The sequence below is a fragment of the Kaistella yonginensis genome (assembly GCF_030409525.1).
Taxonomy (GTDB): Bacteria; Bacteroidota; Bacteroidia; order Flavobacteriales; family Weeksellaceae; genus Kaistella; species Kaistella yonginensis.
In genome coordinates this window covers 176,222-198,453 of the sequence record NZ_JAUFQB010000017.1, presented here as the reverse complement: position 1 = coordinate 198,453, position 22,232 = coordinate 176,222, and the positions used below count along the sequence as shown (strand labels likewise).

The window sequence follows — 22,232 nt, the reverse complement described above, 5'->3', positions numbered from 1 at the left end:
CATCACATTTGTTGTTGTGGGTGTTAAAATTAATTAACATATTTGACGATTAAATATTAAAATGTGTTAATATGAATGTGAAATTAAAAGTTTTAACCGCAGGAGTACTGTTTTTTACAGGCCAAGCGGCGATGGCGCAGAAGGATTCAACGAAAACTCAGAATATAGAGGAAGTTGTAGTAGTTGCCTATGGAACCCAGAAGAAGTCTACCCTTACTGGTGCGAACGTACAAATCGGTGCAAAGGAAATTGAAGATCGTCCGATTTCGAATGTGCTTCAAGCATTAGATGGTGCTGGAGCAGGGATTCAAATTGCAGCCGGTTCTGGTCAACCTGGCGATGGGATCTCCATTAGAATTAGAGGAGCGGGATCTTTTTCTGTAACTAGTGATCCTTTAATTGTTGTTGATGGCACACCGTTTCCGGGCAATCTAAACTCAATTAATCCTAACGATATCGAAAGTTTGAATGTATTGAAAGATGCAGCGTCAACTTCGTTATATGGATCAGCTGCGGCAAATGGTGTAATTTTAATTACCACCAAAAGAGGTAAAAAGAATTCTTCTAAAGTAACTCTTAATACCAGTACTGGTATTATTGGTAGATTCGTGCAAGAATATGACCGCGTGAAGCCAGCTGATTATTATGTACTCGCTTGGGAAGCAATGAGAAATGGGCGAAGAACTTCTGTTCCTGCCGAAGGATTAGCAGCGTCTAATGCATGGGCAAGTACTAATTTAATCCCAGGGAATTTAAAAACAAATGTTTATAATGTTCCTAATAATCAGTTAGTTGTAAATGGAGTTCTTAGTCCAGGAGCACAGTTGAAATATGATGACTTTGACTGGGCAGACGCTTTAATGGGTGTTGGAGTGAGACAAGATCATAATCTAAGCTATAGTGGTGGTAATGATAAAAGTACTTTTTATAGCTCAATTAACTATTTGAAGGAAGAAGGATATGTGATCAAATCAGATTTTGAACGAATTGGGCTTCGTGTAAATATGGATTCTCAAGTTAAATCTTGGTTAAAATTAGGAACAAGCTTAAATGGTTCCGTAAGCAGTGGTTCAAATGCTGTTGATGGGGTTAGTAGTAATGCTTCATTTATCAATCCATTCCGTTGGACCAGAACAATGGGTCCTATTTATAGCCCTTATCAACATGATCCTGTAACTGGAGCGAGATTATATGATTCTAATGGCGAAGTGCTTTATGATGCAGGAGCACTAAGAGGTACTGGAGCAGCATCTGGTCGAAATGTTGTTTGGGAAACTTTACTGAATGAAAACATTACCAATACCTATAACTTACAAGGAAGTGCTTATGCAGAATTTAAATTACTTCCGGAATTGACGTTCAGGACTAATGGTGCCTACAATTTCCGTGGAACCTATAACAAGACTTTTACCAATACCGAAATTGGTGATGCTATAGGAATTGGTGCTGCGTCAAGAGACACGTACTTACGCCGAGATTATACTTTTAATCAGTTGCTTACTTATGATAGAGTAATCGGTAATCATGGCTTTACAGTGCTTGCCGGACATGAAAACAGCGAGTATAAATTTGATAATTTATACGGATATAAAAGAAATCAAAGTATTGTAGGATCTTATGAATTTGGTGGTTTTGTAGACAATACAACACTTGACTCTAGATTCTCTAATAGAACAAAAGAAAGCTGGTTTGGCCGTCTAAACTATAATTTTATGGAGAAATATCTTTTAGAAAGTTCTATTCGTTGGGATGCTTCTTCTAGATTTGCAACAGACGTTAGATGGGCTTCATTCTGGTCGGCAGGTGCCGGTTGGGTGATTTCTAAAGAAAATTTCATCAGCAATGTTAAAAGTATTGATTTCTTAAAGCTAAGAGGTTCATACGGAGAAGTTGGTAATGATGCTTTGGATAGCTGGTTTGCTTATCAATCTCTATTTGATTTGGGCTTCAACAATGGTGCTGAACCTGGAATTAGACTTGGCGTTGTAGCTGATCCAACGGTTTCGTGGGAAACAAAAGCGCAATCTGATGTTGCTTTAGAATTTGAATTGTTTAATAGAAGAGTAAGAGGTACATTAGAATACTACTCAACCGAAACGAAAGACATGCTTTTCCCAACCAAAACTCCACTTAATGCGGGTATTCCGGGGAATAGTATCGAAACCAACATTGGTAATGTAACCAATAAAGGTTATGAGATAACGCTAAGTGCAGATGTAATTAAAAATCAAAACATCAAATGGACTGTAAATGCGTATGGTACTTCCTATAAAAATGAACTTACCAAATTGCCACAAGATGAAATCATCAATGGTAGCAAAAAATTAATGGTTGGTAAAGACCTCTATGCTTTCTGGTTGAAAACATGGTATGGTGTTGATCCATCTGATGGAGCTGCCTTGTATGTTTTAGATCAAAATGCATATCCTGATCTTACCGCCGCAGACGTTAGAACAGTTAACGGAACCTTGGTTACAACAAGACAAGTTAAAGCGAAATATGAGTATCAAGGATCTGCAATTCCAGATTTCTTTGGTAACGTATCTACAACTTTAAATATTAAAAATTGGGAATTATCAGGCGCCTTAAATTACCAGTTTGGTGGTAAGATTTATGATGCTAACTACGCTGCAATTATGGAGGCTTACCCACAAGGTGGAGCAACCCATACAGACATGCTAGACCGCTGGACAACCCCGGGGCAGATCACAAATGTGCCAATTTTGAATGCGACTACAGCTTCCGACTCGAATGCTGGTTCGTCTAGATGGTTAGTCGATGCAAGCTATGTGATGCTAAGAAATGCTTCACTTGGCTATAATTTCAATAAAGAGGTTATTAAAAGTGTAGGGATTAGCAGCTTAAAATTATTTGTAAGTGGTGAAAATCTTTGGCTTTCAAGTAAAAGAAAAGGCCTAGAACCTTATCAGTCTTTCAATGGAACGGTGAGTAATCGATATTCTCCTTCCAGAATTGTAACCTTTGGATTAAGTACAACTTTTTAAATCAGACAAAATGAAATTTATTAATAAAAAAACACTTCTTTTTGCTGCTGCTTCACTGATGCTAAGCATGACCGCTTCTTGCGAAAGAGATTATTTAGAAACCGGCCCCACCGATGCGGTGAGTGAGCAACTGGCAACAAGTTCAATAGCAAATATTAATACCATTATTAATGGAATGCATAGAAATATGCATTACAGACAGAACAGCAGCCAGGGACAAAATGGTGCCACTGGTATCATGATTTATATGGACGTAATGGGTGAAGATTTAATCTTCCCAGCAACTGGTCCCAATTGGTATGTGAGTACCATCAGATGGCTGGATAACGCCAACCCAAACTCAGGGAATTTATTCTATCCTTATGACTTTTATTATGAGCAGATTAGAATGGCTAACATTGTCATCAACAATACGCCAGCAGTAACGGGTGATCAGACAGAAAAAGATAGGTTAATGGGTGAAGCTTATGCTTTCAGAGCACAATCTTATTTTATGTTGGCACAGATTTATGCAAAAAGATATGTTGCGGGAGGTAATAATGCACAGCTAGGTCTACCATTGCGTTTTGACAATTCTTTTGAGCCGATCCCAAGATCAACCTTAGAGGAAGTATACACCGCTATCAACAACGATTTACTACAAAGTTTCACTTTGCTAACAGGCAAAACAAGATCCAATAAATCGCATTTCAATTCAAACGTTGTAAAAGGCTTGATGGCAAGGGTAGCCTTGGTACAAGGGAGATATCCTGAAGCTGCAACCTACGCAAAAGAAGCGAGACAAGGTTTTGCTTTGATGAGCAACGCAACCTTTAAAACAGGTTTCAATAGTTATGCAAGCGGAGAATGGATGTGGGGGTACAAGCCACTCGATACAACCTCGGACTACTTTGGGAATTTCATGGCGTATATGTCTAGAAATTATAACTCATCTCAAATTCGGCAAGCACCAAAAGTGGTGAATAATTTACTCTACGCGAAATTTGCGACGACCGACGTAAGAACGCAAGTGATTGATCCAACTGGAGCGCATACTTCATTGAATTTACCAAGCACCTATTCAAAGTTTCCGTACACATCTCAAAAATTCCTCTCTGTAAACAGCAGTGGTACAATTGATAACAGCACCAGTTTAGGCGACATCCCTTTCATGAGAGCGGCAGAAATGTACTTGATTGAAGCAGAAGCCTTGGCTAGAGACAGCAAAGAGCCACAGTCTAAAATCGTTTTCAATGAATTTGAAAAAAATAGAAATCCAGCATATGCAGGAGCAACCACTACTGGTCAAGCTTATATCGATGAAGTTTTGACCAGCAGAAGATTAGAGTTGTGGGGTGAAGGATTTAGATTCTTGGATTTAAAAAGACTGAACTTACCTTTAGACAGAACAGGAGCTAATCATTCAGCGGTGGTTACGAACAATTTATTGCAAGTGCCAGCAGGTGATCCAAGATGGACTTGGTTAATCCCACAGGATGAAATTGATGCTTCAAAAGGATTGGTGAAGCAGAATGATTTATAATATCATGATTCAAAATAATGTTCTTCACCTGACAAAACATTATATTAATTAGAATTTTTCATTTAGAAACCGCCTTTGTTGGCGGTTTTTTTTGTTTTTAATTGATTTATTTCTCTATTATGTATTACAATTTAAAAACTTTTTATGCGAGGGTAAATTCCGCTATAATTCGAATTTAACTATCTGAAGCAAAAAATGATGGAAATTTTAACGTTTTAAAAATAAATTTTATTTCTCTTAACAAAAACACAACTAACATGAATTATCCTAAACAAAAAATATAATATTGTGGTGATACCAATAAAAAATTTAATATTAACTTGCATTAAACACAATGTATTAACTCTGCTATAACCCTGCTAATCACCCTGCTAAGTTGTTTATATTAATATTAATTAACATCTTTGTACATTAAATATTAAAAAGTGTTAATATGAATGTGAAATTAAGAGTTTTAACCGCAGGTGTTCTGTTTTTTACAGGACAATTGGTTATGGCACAAAAGGACTCACTAAAAGTTGAGGACATCGACGAAGTAATCGTAGTAGGTTTCGGTCAAAAGAAAACCGTTCAGGAAATGACCGGCTCAATTAGTACAATGTCTTCAAAATCAATCCAGGATGTACCAGTTGCATCGGTAGATAAGATGTTACAAGGTCGTGTTGCGGGGGTACAAACCGGATCTGCTTCTGGTCAACCCGGAGGTTTTTCTAACGTTAGGGTAAGAGGTATTTCTTCAATTAATGGAGTGACAACTCCAATTTATATTGTAGATGGAGTACGTGTTGCAAACGGAGATTTAACCACCAATAGCACCACTGCAAATATTCTTGCAAACATGAATCCGGATGATATTGAGAGCGTAACTGTGCTCAAGGATGCGGTTTCTACAGCAGTTTATGGTGCAGATGCAGGTGCGGGAGTTATTGTTATTACCACGAAATCGGGTAAAAAAGGAAAGCCAAGATTTAACTTATCTTTTAATACAGGTTTTAATCAGCAAGCAGTAGATCCACATAGAGGTTTTACCGCTGGGGAATATAAAGAGTATTTGAAAGATGGTTTGAATAACCTTTTAGGACAAAACTATACGGTAGATCAATATACCGCGGGATCATTTAACAATGCAACGGTGCTTTCTATTTTTAGATCGCAGGCCGATACCAATTGGGCTGATATTGTAAGAAAAGATGGCTATCAACAAAATGCAGATTTCAGCATGTCTGGTGGTAATGATAAATTCACTTACTATGCTTCGGCGAACATGTTCGATCAAAACAGTATCGTGAAGAATTCATTCTTCAAAAGATTGTCTTATACCACAAAATTAGGATACCAAGCGACTGAGAAATTGAAAATCTCAACCGATTTCCAAATTTCACATGGTAAAACAAGAACCCTTGGTGAAGGTGGTGGATTCGCAAACCCAATGTTGGCTCAGTATTTCAATAGACCAACGGATCCTGCTAGAAATCCAGATGGAACTTGGTACTATAGCGCAGCAAACAGCCGATTGAGTAATAATATGTTTAATCCAGGATATATTTTGGAAAACAATTATAACCAAGCAGGTACAATGAGAGCTTTCGCTAACTTTAGCGCAGAATATAAAATTTTAGATAACTTAACATATAAGTTAATCTTTGCACCGGAGTACATTAATGTTGAAGAAGATACCTATTATAATCCTACCCATGGTGATGGATATGCTTATGGCGGGTACCAAAGAACATCTGTAAACAGGTACTTTAACTTTAACATTCAGAATATTTTAGATTATTCTAAAAAAATTGGGATGCACAATGTGGGAGTCTCTTTGATTCAAGAAGCATATAAGTCGGACAGAAAATTCTTAAGTGCCACAGGTATTACCGTAGGTTCACCAGCATTAACTACCTTGTCTAACTTTGTTGTTCCTTATGGTTATAATGGTACACTAGATATCTCATCGAGATACGGTTATGCGGTAACAGCACACTATGACTATGATAAACTATTATTACTAGACGGTTCATATAGAAGAGACGTGTTGTCCCAGTTCCTTCCTGGTAAAAAAGCAGGTGATTTCTGGTCTGTAGGAGTTGGTGTTGATTTAGCAAGATTAAATGCAATTAAGCAAATCGAGCAAATCTCACTCATGAAGTTTAGAGCTTCTTACGGTAAGTTAGGAAATCAGGTGAGCGCGAATCCATACGCAACCTATAGTTTCTTAGCGAATTATGATGATACCGCTGCAGCAACTTACAATAGAGTATTTAACCCAAATTTATCTTGGGAAACGGTTAATCCTTTGAATATTGGTTTAGATCTAGGATTCTTTAGAAATAGATTAACTGTTTCTGCGGAGTACTTTAACAAAGAAACCAAAGACCTTATTTATAACTTGCCATTATCTAGAGCGCAAGGTTTGATAAACTATGTTGATAATGTCGGAACTTTGGTGAACAAAGGATATGAATTTTCATTGAAAGCTGATATCTTCAGAGGAGACCGTAATAAAGTAAACTGGTCTATTGGAGCTAACGTTTCTACTCTTGAGAATGAAATTACTGAACTCTACGGAGGTACAGTAAACTCTGGAACAACAACGCTTAGAGTTGGTGAAGGAGTGCGTACATTCTACCTGAGAAAATGGGCAGGTGTAGATGCTGCCAATGGTGATCCACTTTGGTTTATCAATGGAGTTGATGGTGAAACGACCAATAACTATAACATTGCTCAACAAGCAGTTCAAGGTTCATTCATTAGCGACTTGTACGGAGGTGCAAATACAAACATTTCTTACAAAGGATTTGATTTAGATTTACAATTTACTTTTGGAATAGGTGGTAAAATCTATGATGATTGGGCATCTTACACATTTAGTGATGGTCAATACACCCTGAATTACCCAGGATATGGTGATGTTATGGGTGATTACTGGACACCAACAAATACCACTGCTAATAATCCAAAACCAATCATTAACGGAAACAAGAGATCAAACTCAGCGTCTACAAGATTCTTATATGACGCAGATTACATTAGATTAAGCAACGCGAGATTAGGATATTCATTCGATAGAAGCTTATTAAATGGTACTGGTCTTAATTCTTTCCAAGTTTATGTAATGGCAAACAATGCCTGGACTCATAGATTTGATGACCGATTGAAATTTGACCCAGAGACCAACGTTTCAGGCTACACAAACTTAGCTTTACCGGTATTAAAATCATTCTTGTTTGGTGTTAACATGTCTTTTTAAAATAATATGAAAATGAATAAAACAATAAAAATAGGATTACTTTCAATTGCTTTTGCAATGACTGCAAGCTCGTGTTCAGACGATTTTGTTGAAAGAGAGTTTTCACAAGAAGTACAGCAATCGGAATTAACGACCTTAAACGAAGTTGATGCGTTTGTAAAAGGAGGCTATGTGTCTTTAAGATCAAATACATACTACGGTGCAGATTTCTTAGCATACGGAGAAGTAAGATCAGATGAAATGTTAAGTAACTTAGCAGGTGGTTATTACCAAAACGTAATGAATTACACCATGCTATCTAACGATGCATACGCAACCAATACCTATTCTCAGATTTATACTTTAATTGCCAAAGCCAATATCTTAATTAATACAGATATGTCTACAATAAAAGGAAGTGATTTGGATCGTGAGGAAGCCAGATATGCACAAGGGCAAGCATATGCGATGAGAGCCATAGGCTTCTTTGATGCCCATAGATTATATGGTCAAAAATACACTGGCGGTACATTGGGAGTTGTTCTTCCATTAAAATATGATCCAAAAGCTTTGATGCCAAGAGCTACGATCGCTGAAACTGAAGCGCAAATTGATGCAGACTTTACCAAAGCATTACAACTAATGACTGCCAATGGTTCTGCAAGTAATGTGATTAAAACAGAACTAACCATCAATGCGGTGAAAGGTTTAGCTTCTAGATTCTACCTCTACAAAGGTGACTATGGCAAAGTAAGATCATTCACCAACGATATCGTACTTAGTGCTCGATACTCTGTCCCAGCTGCTTCATTATTACAAGAAACATTTAGATTTTCTTTAAATGGTGCTGCACCGAACTCAATCTTTGAATTGGCAGTGGGGATTAATGCTTCACTATCAACCAACTCTTACAGACAAAGATTAAATCGCAACGGGTACGGTAACATCGTAGTAAAACCTGCAACATTAGCAGCTTATGCCGCAAATGATGTAAGAAAAGCATTCATCGTTACAACTTCTGGTGAAAGATACTTATCAACAAGTTCTAACGCCAATGGTATCGGAAAATATACCCAAGGTGTAGGTGCTGATAATATTAAAATGTTACGTTACGAAGAAATATTACTAAACGGTGTCGAAGCCGAATTGAATGGTGGTGATCCTGCAAAGGCATTGGCTTACTACAATATGATTGTAACAAATCGCGGACTTCCTGCAGCGACAACTGTTGATATGGCGATGCTGAAAACTGAACGTATGAAAGAACTTTTAGGAGAAGGTATTCGTCAGTGGGATCTAAGAAGATGGGGCGATGCCGTACCTAGACCAACGTCTGCTAGCACAGATGTAAATCTGAACGCGTTCCCAATTCCAAGAAGCGAAACTGATTTGTCTAACAGCCCAGTAGTTTCTAACCCAGGATACGACAACTAATTTAATGCGTAAAGTATTTTTATAGCTATCGAAGAGCCGCTTATCTAAGCGGCTCTTTTTATTTCATCCTTTATTTTATACCTTTGTCTTTAATACTATTTATAAATGAAATACCTTTTTACTTTAGCTTTTATGCTATTTGAGTGCTTCGCGTTTGCGCAGGTAGGCAATGAAAATATTTCTTTTTCAACCGGTAACTTTTTTATGAGAGCCAACAGACCAACTACAATAGAATATGTTATTGATGGAAGTCCTTACATGAACAGTAAGCATTTCGAAATGGTCACTGTTCTAGGATATAGTTCCAATGTCCAGAATCTAAGATACAATGCTTATGCAGATGAAATGGAATTCGAACACGGCGGGCAAATATATTACGCCAATAAAGAAGAGGGTTTAAAAATCGAGTTTAAAGATTTTCAGAAAACCTACCAAATCTTAAATTATTCTTACGACAACAAAAATAGATTTGGTTACTTGGTAGTACTCCTAGAACATCCAAGATATTCCCTCTATAAAAGAGAAAAAATAGAATTACTAAAAGGAGAAAAAAGTCCCAGCACTTTTAAAAAAGATGACAATGACTATTACGCAAAAGAAAAGGATCTATATTTGGTGAAAAAAGATTTACAGTATTTTAAATTTCCGAAAAACAACAAAGAATTTATTGCGCAATTTGCCCTTGATAAATCAAACTTTGAGAAATTTTTGAAAACCAACAAACTTAGTTTTTCCAAAGAAGCGGATATGATTCAAATGATCGAATTTACCAATCGGTAATCTTTCTATATAAAAATAGAGTGCCACGCAGATTGAGCGTGGCTTTTTTGCTTCTATTCCCACCCCAAATTTTGCTTAATCTTGCTTAATCAATAGGCGATTTCTTTAACGCTATTTTAACATTCTCTTGTTTTGTCATTTCTCAAAAGAACCAAGCGATTTATAGTAATTTCGGCAAAGAATGAAAATATACCTTATCAATTTTGAATAAAATTTGCATTTGTTAAAAAATATTAACATATTTGTCACATTAAAAATATTAAAGTGTGTTAATATGAATGTAAAATTACGAGTTTTAACTGTTGGTGTTTTGTTCTTTGCCGGACATGCGCTAATGGCTCAAAAAGCAAAAAAAGATACCGCCTCAAAAATCAAAGATATTGATGAAGTGATTTTGGTGGGTGGTATCAAGCTAGATCCTGCACAAAAAGTTGGTGCTTATAATGTCGTTTCCAAAGCGAGTTTCGAATCTACCCCATTTTCTTCGGTCGATGATGTTTTGAACGGTAGGGTTGCCGGCCTCAACTTCTCCTCTGCAAGTGGTGATCCTGGTTCTTCCAATATGATTACGATTAGAGGGGTAAGCTCCCTTATTGGTACTCCCAATCCCTTATATGTAATTGATGGAGTGGTGGTAGGAAAGGGTTCAGATAATGCTTCTTTAATGGAGTCTTGGAATCCGCTTTCTTCTATTGATCCCAACGCTGTAGAATCTGTTTCTGTGTTGAAAGATGCTTCTGCAACTGCATTGTACGGTTCCAGAGGTGCTAACGGTGTAATTCTAATTACCACCAAAAAAGGGAAGTACAATCAAAAAACTAAATTTGATTTTTCGAGTGAAACGGGTGTTCAAGACAGAGCGTACGATAAAATGACACTCATGAATGCTGATGAATATATAAAATTCGGCGGTATCTTGATGTGGAACAGTCAATCCCAATTAGGAACTACTTTTACCAATCTGAAAGAAGCAACCGACTTTTACCTAGACAACTATGAGCCTGGTTATAACGGTGGTAGTACAGATTGGGTGAAAGCGGTGACCCGAACCTCTTCTGTGGTCAATACCTATAACTTTGGGGTGTCAGGTGGTGGCGCTAATACTTCCTTTAGAATCGGTGGTTCTTATTATCAGAACAGTCCGCTCGTTAAAACTTCTCAATTCGACCGTCTAAGTATCAACACGGCAATCGATCATAAAGCTTCAGATAAACTTAAATTTGGTCTTAATTTAAATTATTCCAATATTAAGAGAAAAACCTATTTTGGTGGGCGTGCTTCGGCAAACCCTGTAACTTCTTCTATTATGATTTCTCCGCTTAGAGCCGTTTATAATGCAGATGGCTCTTATAACCAAGATTTAGGCGAAGGCTCACCGACTCCAGGATTTAATCCAGTGTCAATCTTAGATGAAACCAATCAAAATTCGACCATCAATACCTTAATTGGATCGGTTAATATGGATTATCAGTTTGCGAAAAACTTTTATTTCAATTCACTCTATGGGATGCAGGCGCAGTTTATGACCGAAATACAATCGGTATTAGCGGGTCACCCTGTTTATACCATTATGTCTAATGATAAAGGCTTTTTGGGAGATTATAGAAGCACGATCTTCGACTGGAACTGGTCGAACACCTTATCTTACCGAAATGTTTTTGGCGGAAGACACAATGTGCAAGCCTATGCTGGGATGGAATTTCAAGATCATACCTATAATAATTTAGGAGTGGTGAGTTACACCATGAATGATCCAAGACCTTATTTTGGTTTTTCTGATACCCAGATTGCAGATAACACTGATTTGCAATAGCGCCAAATTTCTTACTTCGGTAGGTTAAATTATACGTTAGATAACAAATACACCTTGTCTGGTCAGCTTAGAAGAGATGGTAACTCAACTTTGGGTGATGAGAAGTGGGGTAATTTCTGGTCTGTTGGTGGGTCATGGAATGCAATGAATGAAACCTTTATTCCAAATGCATTTTCGTCTTTAACTTTAAGAGCGAGCTACGGAGTCTTGGGGAATATCCCTTACGCAGATCAGTGGGGACCACAATACACTCAATTTGCCACTTTAGGTTATAATTCAACAATTAATTGGGGACCTTATGGAGGCTACGGAGGAATTAGTTCCCCTGGAAACAAAGCTTTAGTTTGGGAAGAATCCTCTCATTTAGATGTCGGTGCAGATTTCGGTTTTTTCAATGATCGTTTGAAGTTTACTTTAGATTATTATGATAAACTAACCAAAGAAGCAATTTTTGAAGAACACCCAGCCCTTGAGTCTGGTGGACCCAACTCTTACTATGGCAATGTTGGCGATATTAGAAACCGCGGTTTTGAAGTAGTGATTGATGCCGTACCGGTTCGTACGGATAATTTCTCTTGGAATATTAACGCCAATGGTTCTTACGGAAAATCAATCGTTGAAAAACTGAACGTAGATATCCAAACTTTTGAAGGGGACACTTCTGACGGAAGTAATGAATTGGTCGCCTTATCACCAGGACATTTATTGGGAGAATACTATACTTACCTGTGGGCGGGCGTAGCGCAAGCCAACGATGCAACTAACGGAATTAAAGCCGGAGATGGTTTATGGTTTACCGATGGCTCAAAAACAGCCGTAACCAATGATAAACTGAAAGCACAAAAAGGATGGATTGGTAAAAATGCCTTCCCTACCTATAATATCGGCTTAACCAATGAATTCAAATATAAAAATGTTTCTTTAAGCTTCTTGATTTCGGGGCAGTTTGATTTTATGGTCCAAAATGGGGTGCGTTCTTATACCATGCACGATGGTAGATTCCCTACACGTAATCAGATTACAGATGCACTTTATAACAGCTGGACCGATGCTCCAGGTGCGGAGAATTACTCTACCGACAATCCGAAAGCCATTATTGGAAATCCAACGAGCTCCCGCTTAGAGTCTTCCCGATTTTTAAATAAAGGAGATCATATCAGATTGAAAGAAATGAAAATTGCCTATTCTTTTGGAGAATTATTTAAAAATTCAACCGGAATTAATAATTTAACAATTTACGCCAGAGGAACCAATTTATTCACCTATGTATTTGACAAGGAATTAAATTATGATCCAGAATCAACTTCTAATTCGTGGTCTTGGATTGGTAAAGGAAGATATTGGTATGCCTCTCCAGTGTTGAGAACAGTATCAATGGGTATTCAAATTGGTTTCTAACAATAAAAAAAATTAAAATGAAAAAGTATTTTTTAATTATATCAAGCTTTCTTCTCTTCTTCGCGCATAATTCATGCAGCGAGAGAGATTTGGATTTATTTCCACCAGACAAAGACGAACTTACCGCCATCGATTCAGAAGCAAAATTACAGATGCTTCTCAATGGAGCTTATATCTCGGTTGCCTCATCAAATGTATACGGTACTGATGTGATGTTGTTTGGTGATCTTTTGGGCGATAAGCTCTTTGTATCCAATACCAATCCTTCTTATCTCAATACCTTTAATTATAATTATAATTCTACGCAAAGTGATTTCGGATTTTACGGAACCTTATACGATGTGATTATGAACTGTAATTTGGTCCTTAATAATACGAAGGTGGCAAACAGTGCTAACGTAAACAGAATTAAAGGAGAAGCCAGAATTATCAGAGCCTTATCCTATTTTACCTTGGTGAGTTATTATTCTCCTACGCCAACTTCTGGGGTCAACCAAGAATATGGTGTGCCTTTAGTCCTCAATAATTATGATGTGAATATTAAACCTGCAAGAGCAACAGTGGCTCAGGTGTATGATCAGATCATTGCCGATTTAAAAGAAGGAGTTAATCTAGCAGGTGCAGCTCCCTCTAAAAAAGTAATTTTGAGTAAATCTGCGGCAAAATTATTATTGTCCAGGGTGTATTTGACCAGAAGAGCTCCGGGCGACGCAGCCTTGGCGTTGCAGTACGCAACAGAAATTGTTACGAACTCACCGACTAATTTTGCGAAAATTCAGGCCAATACTTTAACAAAACCGTACAATCCGAACAGCGCAAGTTTATACGAGCAATATTTCTTAGGAAGTAATGAAAATCAAGTAACCGGCAGTGAATTATATCTTGGTGTACAACAGAGTTTTGTGCTACCTGGTGCCGAAAATCATCCGGAAACAATTTGGGAGCTCGATATGAATATCGATACCAATAGAGCCACAGGAATCGGCTCCAATGTTTCTTTACCGGGATACTTTCACAGAACTGATTCTAAAAAATGCATGTTGTTTAATCAAACTTTTTACAGCAGTTTTTCTGCAACAGATGTTAGAAGAGGTAAACCAACCACTGGCCTTTTAATCAATATTGGAGCGCCCGGAACGGATAACCCAAAAGGGTACTGGACCAATAAATACCCAAGATACACCGATGAAGGCAACTACTTTAGAAACATCAAAGTTTTCAGATTTGCAGAAGCCCAACTCAACCGTATTGAAGCTTTGTTTTTAACCGGTCAAAATGGGTTAGCATTAACAGAATTAAATGCTTTTGCACTGTCCAGAAATGGATCGACCTATACAGGAGCGAATCTATTGCAAGATATTTTAACCGAAAAGTCCAAAGAATTCTATGGCGAAGGCCAGCGATTCTTAGATTTAAAAAGAAACAACTTGCCAATGGTTAGACCTTCAAACTGTACGGTTAATTGTACGGTTACCCCAGATAACAAGCTGTTTGTCTTGCCAATGTCTCAAGGAGCGTTAAATGCTAACGAAAATTTGAAACAATATCCAGGATATAACTAATACATCTTTGGTACACATTAAAAGAGCTGTAATTATCAAAATTACAGCTCTTTTTTATTTCATCATATTTCTTACATTTGTACACCAAACAAATAGAATGAGATTCATCCTTTTCTGCATATTCCTTTTTAATTATCATGTTAGCGCCCAGGTTGTTAACAAAACCGACTCTAATCGGGTGAAACCTGGCGATACTTTAGTGATTGATTCGGGCTTCAAGGATTCCCTGAAAATCTTTAAACCAACCATTTACGATTACACCTATCGAACACAGTTTTCTGAAAAGAAAATCTTTGATACCGCTTTTACGCATGATAAAACATTTGTTTTTTCTCAATACAACAACCGCGATAATTTTGGTAAAATTCAGTTCGCTAATGTAGGCTCTGGTTTTAATCCGTTGGTATTTGAAGTAGATACCGAGCAGAACTTATCTCTTCTACCGACCAATAAATCTTATTTTATTAAAGGAATAAAAGCAGTCAATTATTACGATGTAAAAACCCCAACCACAGCTTTTATTTACCATAATTCTGTTCGAAATGGGGCCGTGCTGCAATCAACCTATACCCAAAATATTGGGAAAGAATTCAACTTCGCCATCGAATATACCGGCCTACGATCGCAAGGGCATTATCTTAACTCATTGGCAGCCAATAATGAAGTGTTGTTCTCCGGACATTACAAGTCTAAAGGTGGGAAGTATGAAGCTTTTGCCCATTACATCCATCAAAATATGAACAATCAGGAAAATGGCGGCATCGCTGATTTGGATTTATTTCTCAACGGAAATTCTGATTTTAATAATCGCGAAAACTTGCTGGTGAACCTCAATGCATCGAATTCGCAGTATGCCTATCGGCGGTATTATTTCAGTCAGGAATTTAAACCGTTCAGTTCCGATAAATTCCCCTTTAAAATTAGGCACACCGTCTTTCATCAGGGGAATAAATACTTCTACAACCAATCTTCACCAGAACGGTACTATTACACGGATCCTCTCGAATTATATGATTATCCCGCTTCTTCTAAAAAATATTCCAAGAATTTAAGCAATACCATCAGCGTGCTTTTCGATAAAGAAAACTTTAAATTAGATGCTGGCGTGCGACATCAAATAATTAAATTGGGCGTTGGCTCACCATTTCCGGCAGTGTTAAATTTACCCCAAGAACGATCGGAAAACAGAATTGGTGCGGTGGGAAATCTGGTGATGAATCTTTGGGGTAAAGTAGCGCTAAACTCCAATTTAGAATTCTCCAGCGGAAATGAATTCGGCAGTTTTATCCGTTCTCAAAATAGAGTCCGATTTGAACCTATTCCAGATTATTTTGTCAATGCGAAAGTAAATTTTCAATCGGCCTCACCGGGTTTTAATTGGTTACTCAATCCCTCGGTTTATAAAAAATTTAATTATAATGTTATAGATCCTAAAAACCAAACCATCACTGAAATTGGAGGCGATGTGAATTTAAAATGGTTCAAAAGCAGCGTTTTTGCTAATTATTTTAGAATAGATAATTATGCTTATTTCGATGCGCAAGCACTACCACTACAAAGTTCCTCTGCCATGAATATTTCACAAATCGGGGGCGAAGCTACTTTTTCCTATGGTCAATTTCATCTCAATCCGAAATTGCTTTTCCAATCAACCATCGGTAACAAAGACCTTTTACCAATGCCGAATTTTGTGGGAAGAGCCCATATTTTTTATCAGACCAAAGCATTTAAAAATGCTGCGGAAATACAAACTGGAGTTAAAGTATATTATTTTTCAAAATTTGCTTCGCGTGAATTTTTCCCTGTGCTGAATGAATTTGTTTTGCCTAATCAAAACGCGTACACCATTGGTGGGCAGCCTATTGCGGATCTCTATTTTAATCTAAAAGTAAAAAGAATGTTTTTCTTCATCGAAGCACAACATTTAAACACTACTTTTATGAAGAATAAATCATTCACAGCCCCTTATTATCCTTTGTATGATTTCCGGTTGAACTTGGGAATTGTATGGTATCTTTTTAGTTAATTATTTATTTTGAAGAAACTAACCAATATCCCGTTTTTAGAGCTTGAAAGCATACCATTGCTCATCAAAGATTTTCTGACGCAAAAAATTCCCGGTTTTGAAAACCATGTTTTTACAATTAAGAATATTGAAAACCAGCTTCAGCGAAAAGGCCAATCTTTTTCGCAGGAGAAAAGAAAAGTTCTTTCTGAAGTTTTGCAAAATCAATATGCTGCCTACGAAAAGTCAGAAAAGCAGCAATTTAACCTACAGAATTTAGAACAATCGGAAACGTTTACGATTACGACCGGGCATCAGTTGAATCTTTTTACGGGACCCGTTTTCTTTATTTATAAAATTCTTCAGACCATTAAATTGGCTGCATTTTTAAATGAAAAGTTTCAAAGCAAACATTTTGTTCCGGTGTTTTGGTTGGCATCGGAAGATCATGATTTTGAAGAAATCAATCATTTCAAAACCGAGAAGCACTACTACGAAACCAAAGCTAAAAATGGCGGTGCCGTTGGTAGGATTAAAGTGGAGGACGATTTTTTCGTTACTCAGTTTGAGGAGGAGTTTAAAGATACTGTTTTCGGCACGGAACTAATTGTAATGTTAAAGAGAGCCTATAAAAAAGGCAATACGCTTTCCCAAGCGACCAAAATTATCGTGCAAGAACTTTTTGCAGATTATGGCTTACTGGTTTTGAATGGAGATGATCCTAGATTGAAAGCCGAAATGAAACAGGTATTTAAAGAAGAATTGCTTCAGCAAGATTTATTTGAAACCAGCCGGGAAACTGTGGATTATTTTACCGAAAAATACGGAAAAGTTCAGGTCAATCCCCGTGAAATTAACCTATTCTATCTCTCTGAAACGCGCGATAGAATTGCCTTCGAAAATAATAGATATGTGGTCGTTGATCGGGATAAATCCTTTAGCAAAGAAGAAATTTTAGGAGAATTAGAACATCATCCGGAACGATTCAGTCCCAATGCTTTAATGCGACCTGTTTATCAGGAAACAATCTTGCCCAATCTTGTTTACATTGGTGGGAATGCAGAAATCATGTATTGGCTTGAGCTGAAGAATTACTTTAGGGCACTCAGCCTGCCATTTCCTTTATTGATTCCAAGGAATTCGATGTTGATGCTTGCTGATAAAACCGTTGGAAAAGCGAAGGATTTGGGCGTAGAAATCAATGATTTCTTTCGGAATTTTGCCGTGGTTACCAATAAACTTTTATTAAACGAAAATGAAATTCTGCCGCTATTAGATCTGCAGGAAACTCAATTAAAGGAGCAGTTCGGTCACTTAAAAGAAAAAGCAGAATTAACCGACAAAACCTTTGGTAATTTGGTTGAAGCGGAACAAACCCGACAACTGAAATCGTTTGAACGAATGAAGAAAAGGTTGCTTCGGGCAGAAAAAATCAAACAAAAAGAAAAAGTAGAGCGACTTGAAAATTTATTTCTGCGAGTTCATCCGGGAAATACCTGGCAGGAAAGAAGTTATAATTTCTCGGTGTTTTATTCTGAGTGGGGAAAAGACTGGCTTCAAAATTGTTACCAACAATTGAACGTGGAAAACTCAGAATTAATAATTTTCAATATTTAATTTTAAAGCAGTATTTTTGTAAATATTTATCTAAAAGATGATCAAAAAGTTTTTTATTTTAGCTGGTCTTACAGCAATCATAGGTATATCTGCCCAGAAAACTCATACAGTGGTAAAGGGTGATACCTCCTATAATATCGCAAAACGATACGGCATGTCTGTAGATGATTTGGTGAAATTAAATCCAAATTCAAAAGATGGGAAAATAGCCATCGGTGATGTTTTGATGATCGCTAAATCTGCAAATAATACCAGTCCTAGCCCAGTAAAAACGACCTCTTCATCTGCTAAATTAGGAAAGATTATTCTAAAACCTAAACAGACCATCTACGGAATTACGAAACAGTATCAGATTTCCGAAACAGATCTCAGAACGTTGAATCCAAGCCTGGATTCTCATATGAAAATTGGTGATGAAGTAACCTTGCCTTTAGTCAATATTCAAAAATTTAGTGATGCTGACCAACAAGTTGTTGCCGCAGTTGAACCTTTGAAAACTGTTGTAAAAGCAGAACCTACCAAATCTTCAACCACGATTGCAGTTGATGAAAATTCATACACCATTCAACCCAAAGACAATTATTATAAACTGTCTCGAAAATTTAATCTGAACCAGAAAGAACTTTTTGCACTGAATCCAGGTTTACAAGAAAAAGGCTTGCAACCCGGGGATATTATCCAAGTAAATGGTGGGGTTTCGTCCCAGCCTATCAATACGGAATCAAAATCTACTGTTGTCTCACAAAATACATCTACGCAAACATATTCTACGACGGCGGTTGCAGATGATTATGTAACCTACACGGTGCAGGATGGCGATACTGTTTTCGGACTTTTAAACCGATTTGGAATTACCTTAGATCAGTTGCTTTCTTTAAACCCGAACTTATCGCAAGGTTTAAAATCAGGAATGATTTTAAAAATTAAAAAGCTGGATTCTGCCTACGTAAAGAAATCGGGGGACGCGCTGAATGTGGTGATTATGCTTCCTTTTGGGTTTGATAGCAATGATTCTAAATACAGAAACCTGTCTCTTGATTTTCTGGCGGGTGCTAAATTAGCGATCGAGCGTAATGTAAAAAAAGGACAGCTGCTTGATATTAAAGTTATTGATGCTGGGAATGAAAAAAGTTTTAAAAACTCATTGACTCAAATCAACCAGGATAACACCGATTTGATTATTGGGCCCTTCTTTAAATCGAGCGTTTTAGAGGTTTTAGATTATGTGAAAAATAGTAAAATTCCTGTTGTAGCTCCCTTTGCAAATTCTGAGGATTTATTGGGTTATCAAAATTTAATTATTATTGAAACGAACGAATTTATCTACGCAGATCGAATCGTAAAAGAGGTTAAAAGCACTTTTTCTGATCAAAAAATTTATATCGTTGCTGATGCCGATCAAACATATGCAAAATATTTAGAGACAAATTTAAAAAAGGAATTGAAAAACCCGAATGTTTTCTTGGTAAAATCTGCAGCAGATATTCAACCGGATCAAAATATGATGACCGGCAAACCAGCACCTGTAATTGCAATTTTGGCCAACAAGAATGATGATGCGGGCGACATGTTTGCCAATAGAATGATTACCCTTTCGCAGGAAGTGCCAGGAGTAAAATCTTTCAGCATGTATTATTCACCCGTTTTCGAGAAAAAAGTCGATGAATTAAGTCAAAGTAATTTGGTTTATTTAATGGATCGCAAAATTGATACAGAAGGTGATTTTGAAAAAGAAATTCTAGCGGAATACAAAAAGAAATATTGTAAAAATCCCTCAAAATACGCAGTCATCGGGTTTGATGTGGTGAATGATATGTTGAGTCGTGAGAACAAAAAAGGAGAAATTTTCAAACAAATGAATAAAGTACAAACACAGCTGGCTACCAAATTCGAATTTGAAAAAACAAAAACTGGAGCTTACGTTAACAAAGGGTACCGCGTGGTACGGTTGATTCCGAATTAATAAACAACATTGGTTTTAAAAATAGTTTTAGCCAAATTTATCTGAAAATAACTTTATGAAAGCACTTGTATTTCCTGGGCAAGGTTCACAATATGTCGGGATGGGGAAGGAATTGTATGATTCTCGTAAAGACATCAAGGATCTGATGGATTCTGCCAATCAAATTTTAGGCTTCGATATTTTGTCCATTATGTTTAATGGCGCAGAAGAAGATTTGAAAAAAACCGAAGTGACCCAACCTGCTATTTTTATCTATTCTGTTGCTGCTTTAAAAACGGCCTTAAATGGCGTTGCGCCGCAAATGGTTGCTGGTCATTCGTTAGGGGAATTCTCCGCTTTGGTCGCCAACGGTGTTCTAAGTTTCGAAGATGGATTAAAATTGGTTTCTGCCCGTGCAAAAGCAATGCAGGAAGCTTGCGATGCCAATCCAAGTTCCATGGCAGCAATTTTAGGTCTTGCAGATGAAGTAGTCGAAAGAATTTGTGACGAAACTCCCGGAATCGTAGTACCTGCCAATTATAATTGTCCCGGACAATTGGTGATTTCTGGTGAAACTGCGGCGGTTGAATTGGCTTGCCAAAACATGAAAGATGCCGGCGCAAAAAGAGCCTTAATGCTCGCCGTAAATGGTGCATTCCATTCGCCACTGATGCAGCCAGCGCAAGAAAAATTAGCAGAAGCAATTCACGCTACCAAGTTTTATAAACCAACCATGCCAGTTTATCAGAACATCACGACAACTGCGGTTTTCGACCCTGAAGAAATTAAACTGAACTTAATTGCACAATTAACCGGTCCAGTAAAATGGACACAATCGGTACAGAATATGATTCTGAAAGGCGCGACTTCTTTCGTGGAAGTTGGTCCTGGAAAGACATTACAAGGTTTGATTAAAAAAATTAATAATACCGTAGAAGTTTCTTCTGCCATTTAAAAAATAAGAGTATGATTTTTTCCCATGGAAAATTATTGCTCACCTCAGAATATGTCGTCCTCGATGGCGCCCTGGCTCTTGCTCTACCAACAAAATGGGGGCAAGAGTTTTTTGTTGCAGAACATTTTGATGGTAAATCATTAATTCACTGGTCTGCAAATCATCAGGAAAAACCGTGGCTACAGCTTATTATTGATTATCAAACTAAAACCATCATTTCATCTAATATCCCTGAAGCAGCCGAGTTTATATTAAAAGTTTTACTTACGGTTAAAGCGTTATCAAACCTGCATTTGCAAGAAAATTCATCCTATTCTATCACGACCAATTTGCAATTTCCTGCCAATTTCGGACTAGGTAGCAGTTCTACTTTAATGAATAATCTTGCACAATGGGCAGATGTTGACGCTTTTGAACTCAATGAAACGTGTTTGGGGGGCAGTGGCTACGATATTGCCGTGGCTCAACAACAATCCGCGATTCTCTATCAAAATCAACCAGATAGAATGATTCAAAAAGTAACCTTTAATCCTGATTACACTAAGGATTTAATATTCATACATCTTAATCAAAAGCAAAACAGCCGTGAAGGCATTCAACTGTATCGGTCTAAACAAAAATCTTCTGAACTCATCGGTGGATTTTCGCAAATCACCAGACAGGTTTTAGAAGCGGAGACCTTAGCAGATTTTTCAGAATTAATGGAGGTGCACGAAAGTAAATTGAGTAAATTTTTAGGAATCGAAACCGTCAAAGAAAAACATTTTGAAAACTGTCCCGTTTTTGTCAAAAGTTTAGGCGCCTGGGGTGGCGATTTTGTGATGAGCACAAAATTTAATGGTTTTGAAGATTATTTTAAAGAAAAAGGGTTCTCGGTTATTTTCGACTATCAAAATTTAATTTAATAAAAATCAGTTTTTGTGCAGTTTACAACAGTATTGGTTGCGCTGATGAATATCATTGTTTTAGAAGGGCT

The 22,232-nt window shown here is 37.2% G+C and carries 13 protein-coding genes; all 13 read left to right on the top strand.

Annotation, left to right across the window (positions count from 1 at the left end; genetic code table 11):
- Positions 1-71 precede the first annotated feature (71 nt).
- The 13 genes from QWY78_RS06770 to QWY78_RS06710 all read left to right on the top strand — a co-directional run bounded on the left by QWY78_RS06770 (position 72) and on the right by QWY78_RS06710 (position 22,161).
- A complete protein-coding gene (locus QWY78_RS06770) occupies positions 72-3,005 on the top strand; it encodes a SusC/RagA family TonB-linked outer membrane protein (RefSeq protein ID WP_290217827.1) in 2,934 nt (977 codons plus the stop codon).
- A 10-nt stretch (positions 3,006-3,015) separates the two neighbouring features.
- Positions 3,016-4,527 carry a RagB/SusD family nutrient uptake outer membrane protein gene (locus QWY78_RS06765; protein ID WP_290217825.1) on the top strand — a complete coding sequence of 504 codons (1,512 nt, stop codon included), beginning with the start codon at positions 3,016-3,018 and terminating at the stop codon, positions 4,525-4,527.
- 433 nt (positions 4,528-4,960) lie between these two features.
- A complete protein-coding gene (locus tag QWY78_RS06760) occupies positions 4,961-7,771 on the top strand; it encodes a SusC/RagA family TonB-linked outer membrane protein (protein WP_290217823.1) in 2,811 nt (936 codons plus the stop codon).
- 12 nt (positions 7,772-7,783) lie between these two features.
- Complete coding sequence (locus QWY78_RS06755) at positions 7,784-9,184, top strand: RagB/SusD family nutrient uptake outer membrane protein (protein ID WP_290217821.1); 1,401 nt, start codon at positions 7,784-7,786, stop codon at positions 9,182-9,184.
- Between the two features lie 105 nt (positions 9,185-9,289).
- Positions 9,290-9,964: a hypothetical protein gene (locus QWY78_RS06750; RefSeq protein ID WP_290217819.1), complete on the top strand. Its 675-nt coding sequence runs from the start codon at positions 9,290-9,292 to the stop codon at positions 9,962-9,964.
- Between the two features lie 274 nt (positions 9,965-10,238).
- On the top strand, positions 10,239-11,777 hold the full coding sequence (locus QWY78_RS06745) for a TonB-dependent receptor plug domain-containing protein (RefSeq protein WP_290217817.1): 1,539 nt from the start codon (positions 10,239-10,241) through the stop codon (positions 11,775-11,777).
- 6 nt (positions 11,778-11,783) lie between these two features.
- Positions 11,784-13,175 carry a TonB-dependent receptor domain-containing protein gene (locus QWY78_RS06740; protein WP_290218082.1) on the top strand — a complete coding sequence of 464 codons (1,392 nt, stop codon included), beginning with the start codon at positions 11,784-11,786 and terminating at the stop codon, positions 13,173-13,175.
- 17 nt (positions 13,176-13,192) lie between these two features.
- A complete protein-coding gene (locus QWY78_RS06735; protein ID WP_290217816.1) occupies positions 13,193-14,737 on the top strand; it encodes a RagB/SusD family nutrient uptake outer membrane protein in 1,545 nt (514 codons plus the stop codon).
- A 97-nt stretch (positions 14,738-14,834) separates the two neighbouring features.
- A complete protein-coding gene (locus QWY78_RS06730) occupies positions 14,835-16,763 on the top strand; it encodes a putative porin (RefSeq protein WP_290217814.1) in 1,929 nt (642 codons plus the stop codon).
- A 9-nt stretch (positions 16,764-16,772) separates the two neighbouring features.
- A complete protein-coding gene (bshC, locus tag QWY78_RS06725) occupies positions 16,773-18,359 on the top strand; it encodes a bacillithiol biosynthesis cysteine-adding enzyme BshC (RefSeq protein ID WP_290217812.1) in 1,587 nt (528 codons plus the stop codon).
- A gap of 37 nt (positions 18,360-18,396) precedes the next feature.
- The gene (locus tag QWY78_RS06720) at positions 18,397-20,322 is read left to right on the top strand and encodes a LysM peptidoglycan-binding domain-containing protein (protein WP_290217810.1); all 1,926 of its coding nucleotides are present in this window, start codon (positions 18,397-18,399) and stop codon (positions 20,320-20,322) included.
- Between the two features lie 55 nt (positions 20,323-20,377).
- Positions 20,378-21,256, top strand: coding sequence for an ACP S-malonyltransferase (gene fabD / locus QWY78_RS06715; protein WP_290217807.1), 879 nt, complete (start codon positions 20,378-20,380; stop codon positions 21,254-21,256).
- Between the two features lie 11 nt (positions 21,257-21,267).
- Complete coding sequence (locus QWY78_RS06710; RefSeq protein WP_290217806.1) at positions 21,268-22,161, top strand: GYDIA family GHMP kinase; 894 nt, start codon at positions 21,268-21,270, stop codon at positions 22,159-22,161.
- Positions 22,162-22,232 lie beyond the last annotated feature (71 nt).

What these genes read in the sequence shown, in the direction of transcription:
- QWY78_RS06750 (WP_290217819.1), top strand. Translation starts at nt 9,290, where the DNA reads ATGAAATACCTTTTTACTTTAGCTTTTATGCTATTTGAGTGCTTCGCG.
- QWY78_RS06770 (WP_290217827.1), top strand. Translation starts at nt 72, where the DNA reads ATGAATGTGAAATTAAAAGTTTTAACCGCAGGAGTACTGTTTTTTACA.
- QWY78_RS06710 (WP_290217806.1), top strand. Translation starts at nt 21,268, where the DNA reads ATGATTTTTTCCCATGGAAAATTATTGCTCACCTCAGAATATGTCGTC.
- fabD (WP_290217807.1), top strand. Translation starts at nt 20,378, where the DNA reads ATGAAAGCACTTGTATTTCCTGGGCAAGGTTCACAATATGTCGGGATG.
- QWY78_RS06765 (WP_290217825.1), top strand. Translation starts at nt 3,016, where the DNA reads ATGAAATTTATTAATAAAAAAACACTTCTTTTTGCTGCTGCTTCACTG.
- QWY78_RS06755 (WP_290217821.1), top strand. Translation starts at nt 7,784, where the DNA reads ATGAATAAAACAATAAAAATAGGATTACTTTCAATTGCTTTTGCAATG.
- QWY78_RS06735 (WP_290217816.1), top strand. Translation starts at nt 13,193, where the DNA reads ATGAAAAAGTATTTTTTAATTATATCAAGCTTTCTTCTCTTCTTCGCG.
- QWY78_RS06745 (WP_290217817.1), top strand. Translation starts at nt 10,239, where the DNA reads ATGAATGTAAAATTACGAGTTTTAACTGTTGGTGTTTTGTTCTTTGCC.
- QWY78_RS06760 (WP_290217823.1), top strand. Translation starts at nt 4,961, where the DNA reads ATGAATGTGAAATTAAGAGTTTTAACCGCAGGTGTTCTGTTTTTTACA.
- QWY78_RS06730 (WP_290217814.1), top strand. Translation starts at nt 14,835, where the DNA reads ATGAGATTCATCCTTTTCTGCATATTCCTTTTTAATTATCATGTTAGC.
- QWY78_RS06720 (WP_290217810.1), top strand. Translation starts at nt 18,397, where the DNA reads ATGATCAAAAAGTTTTTTATTTTAGCTGGTCTTACAGCAATCATAGGT.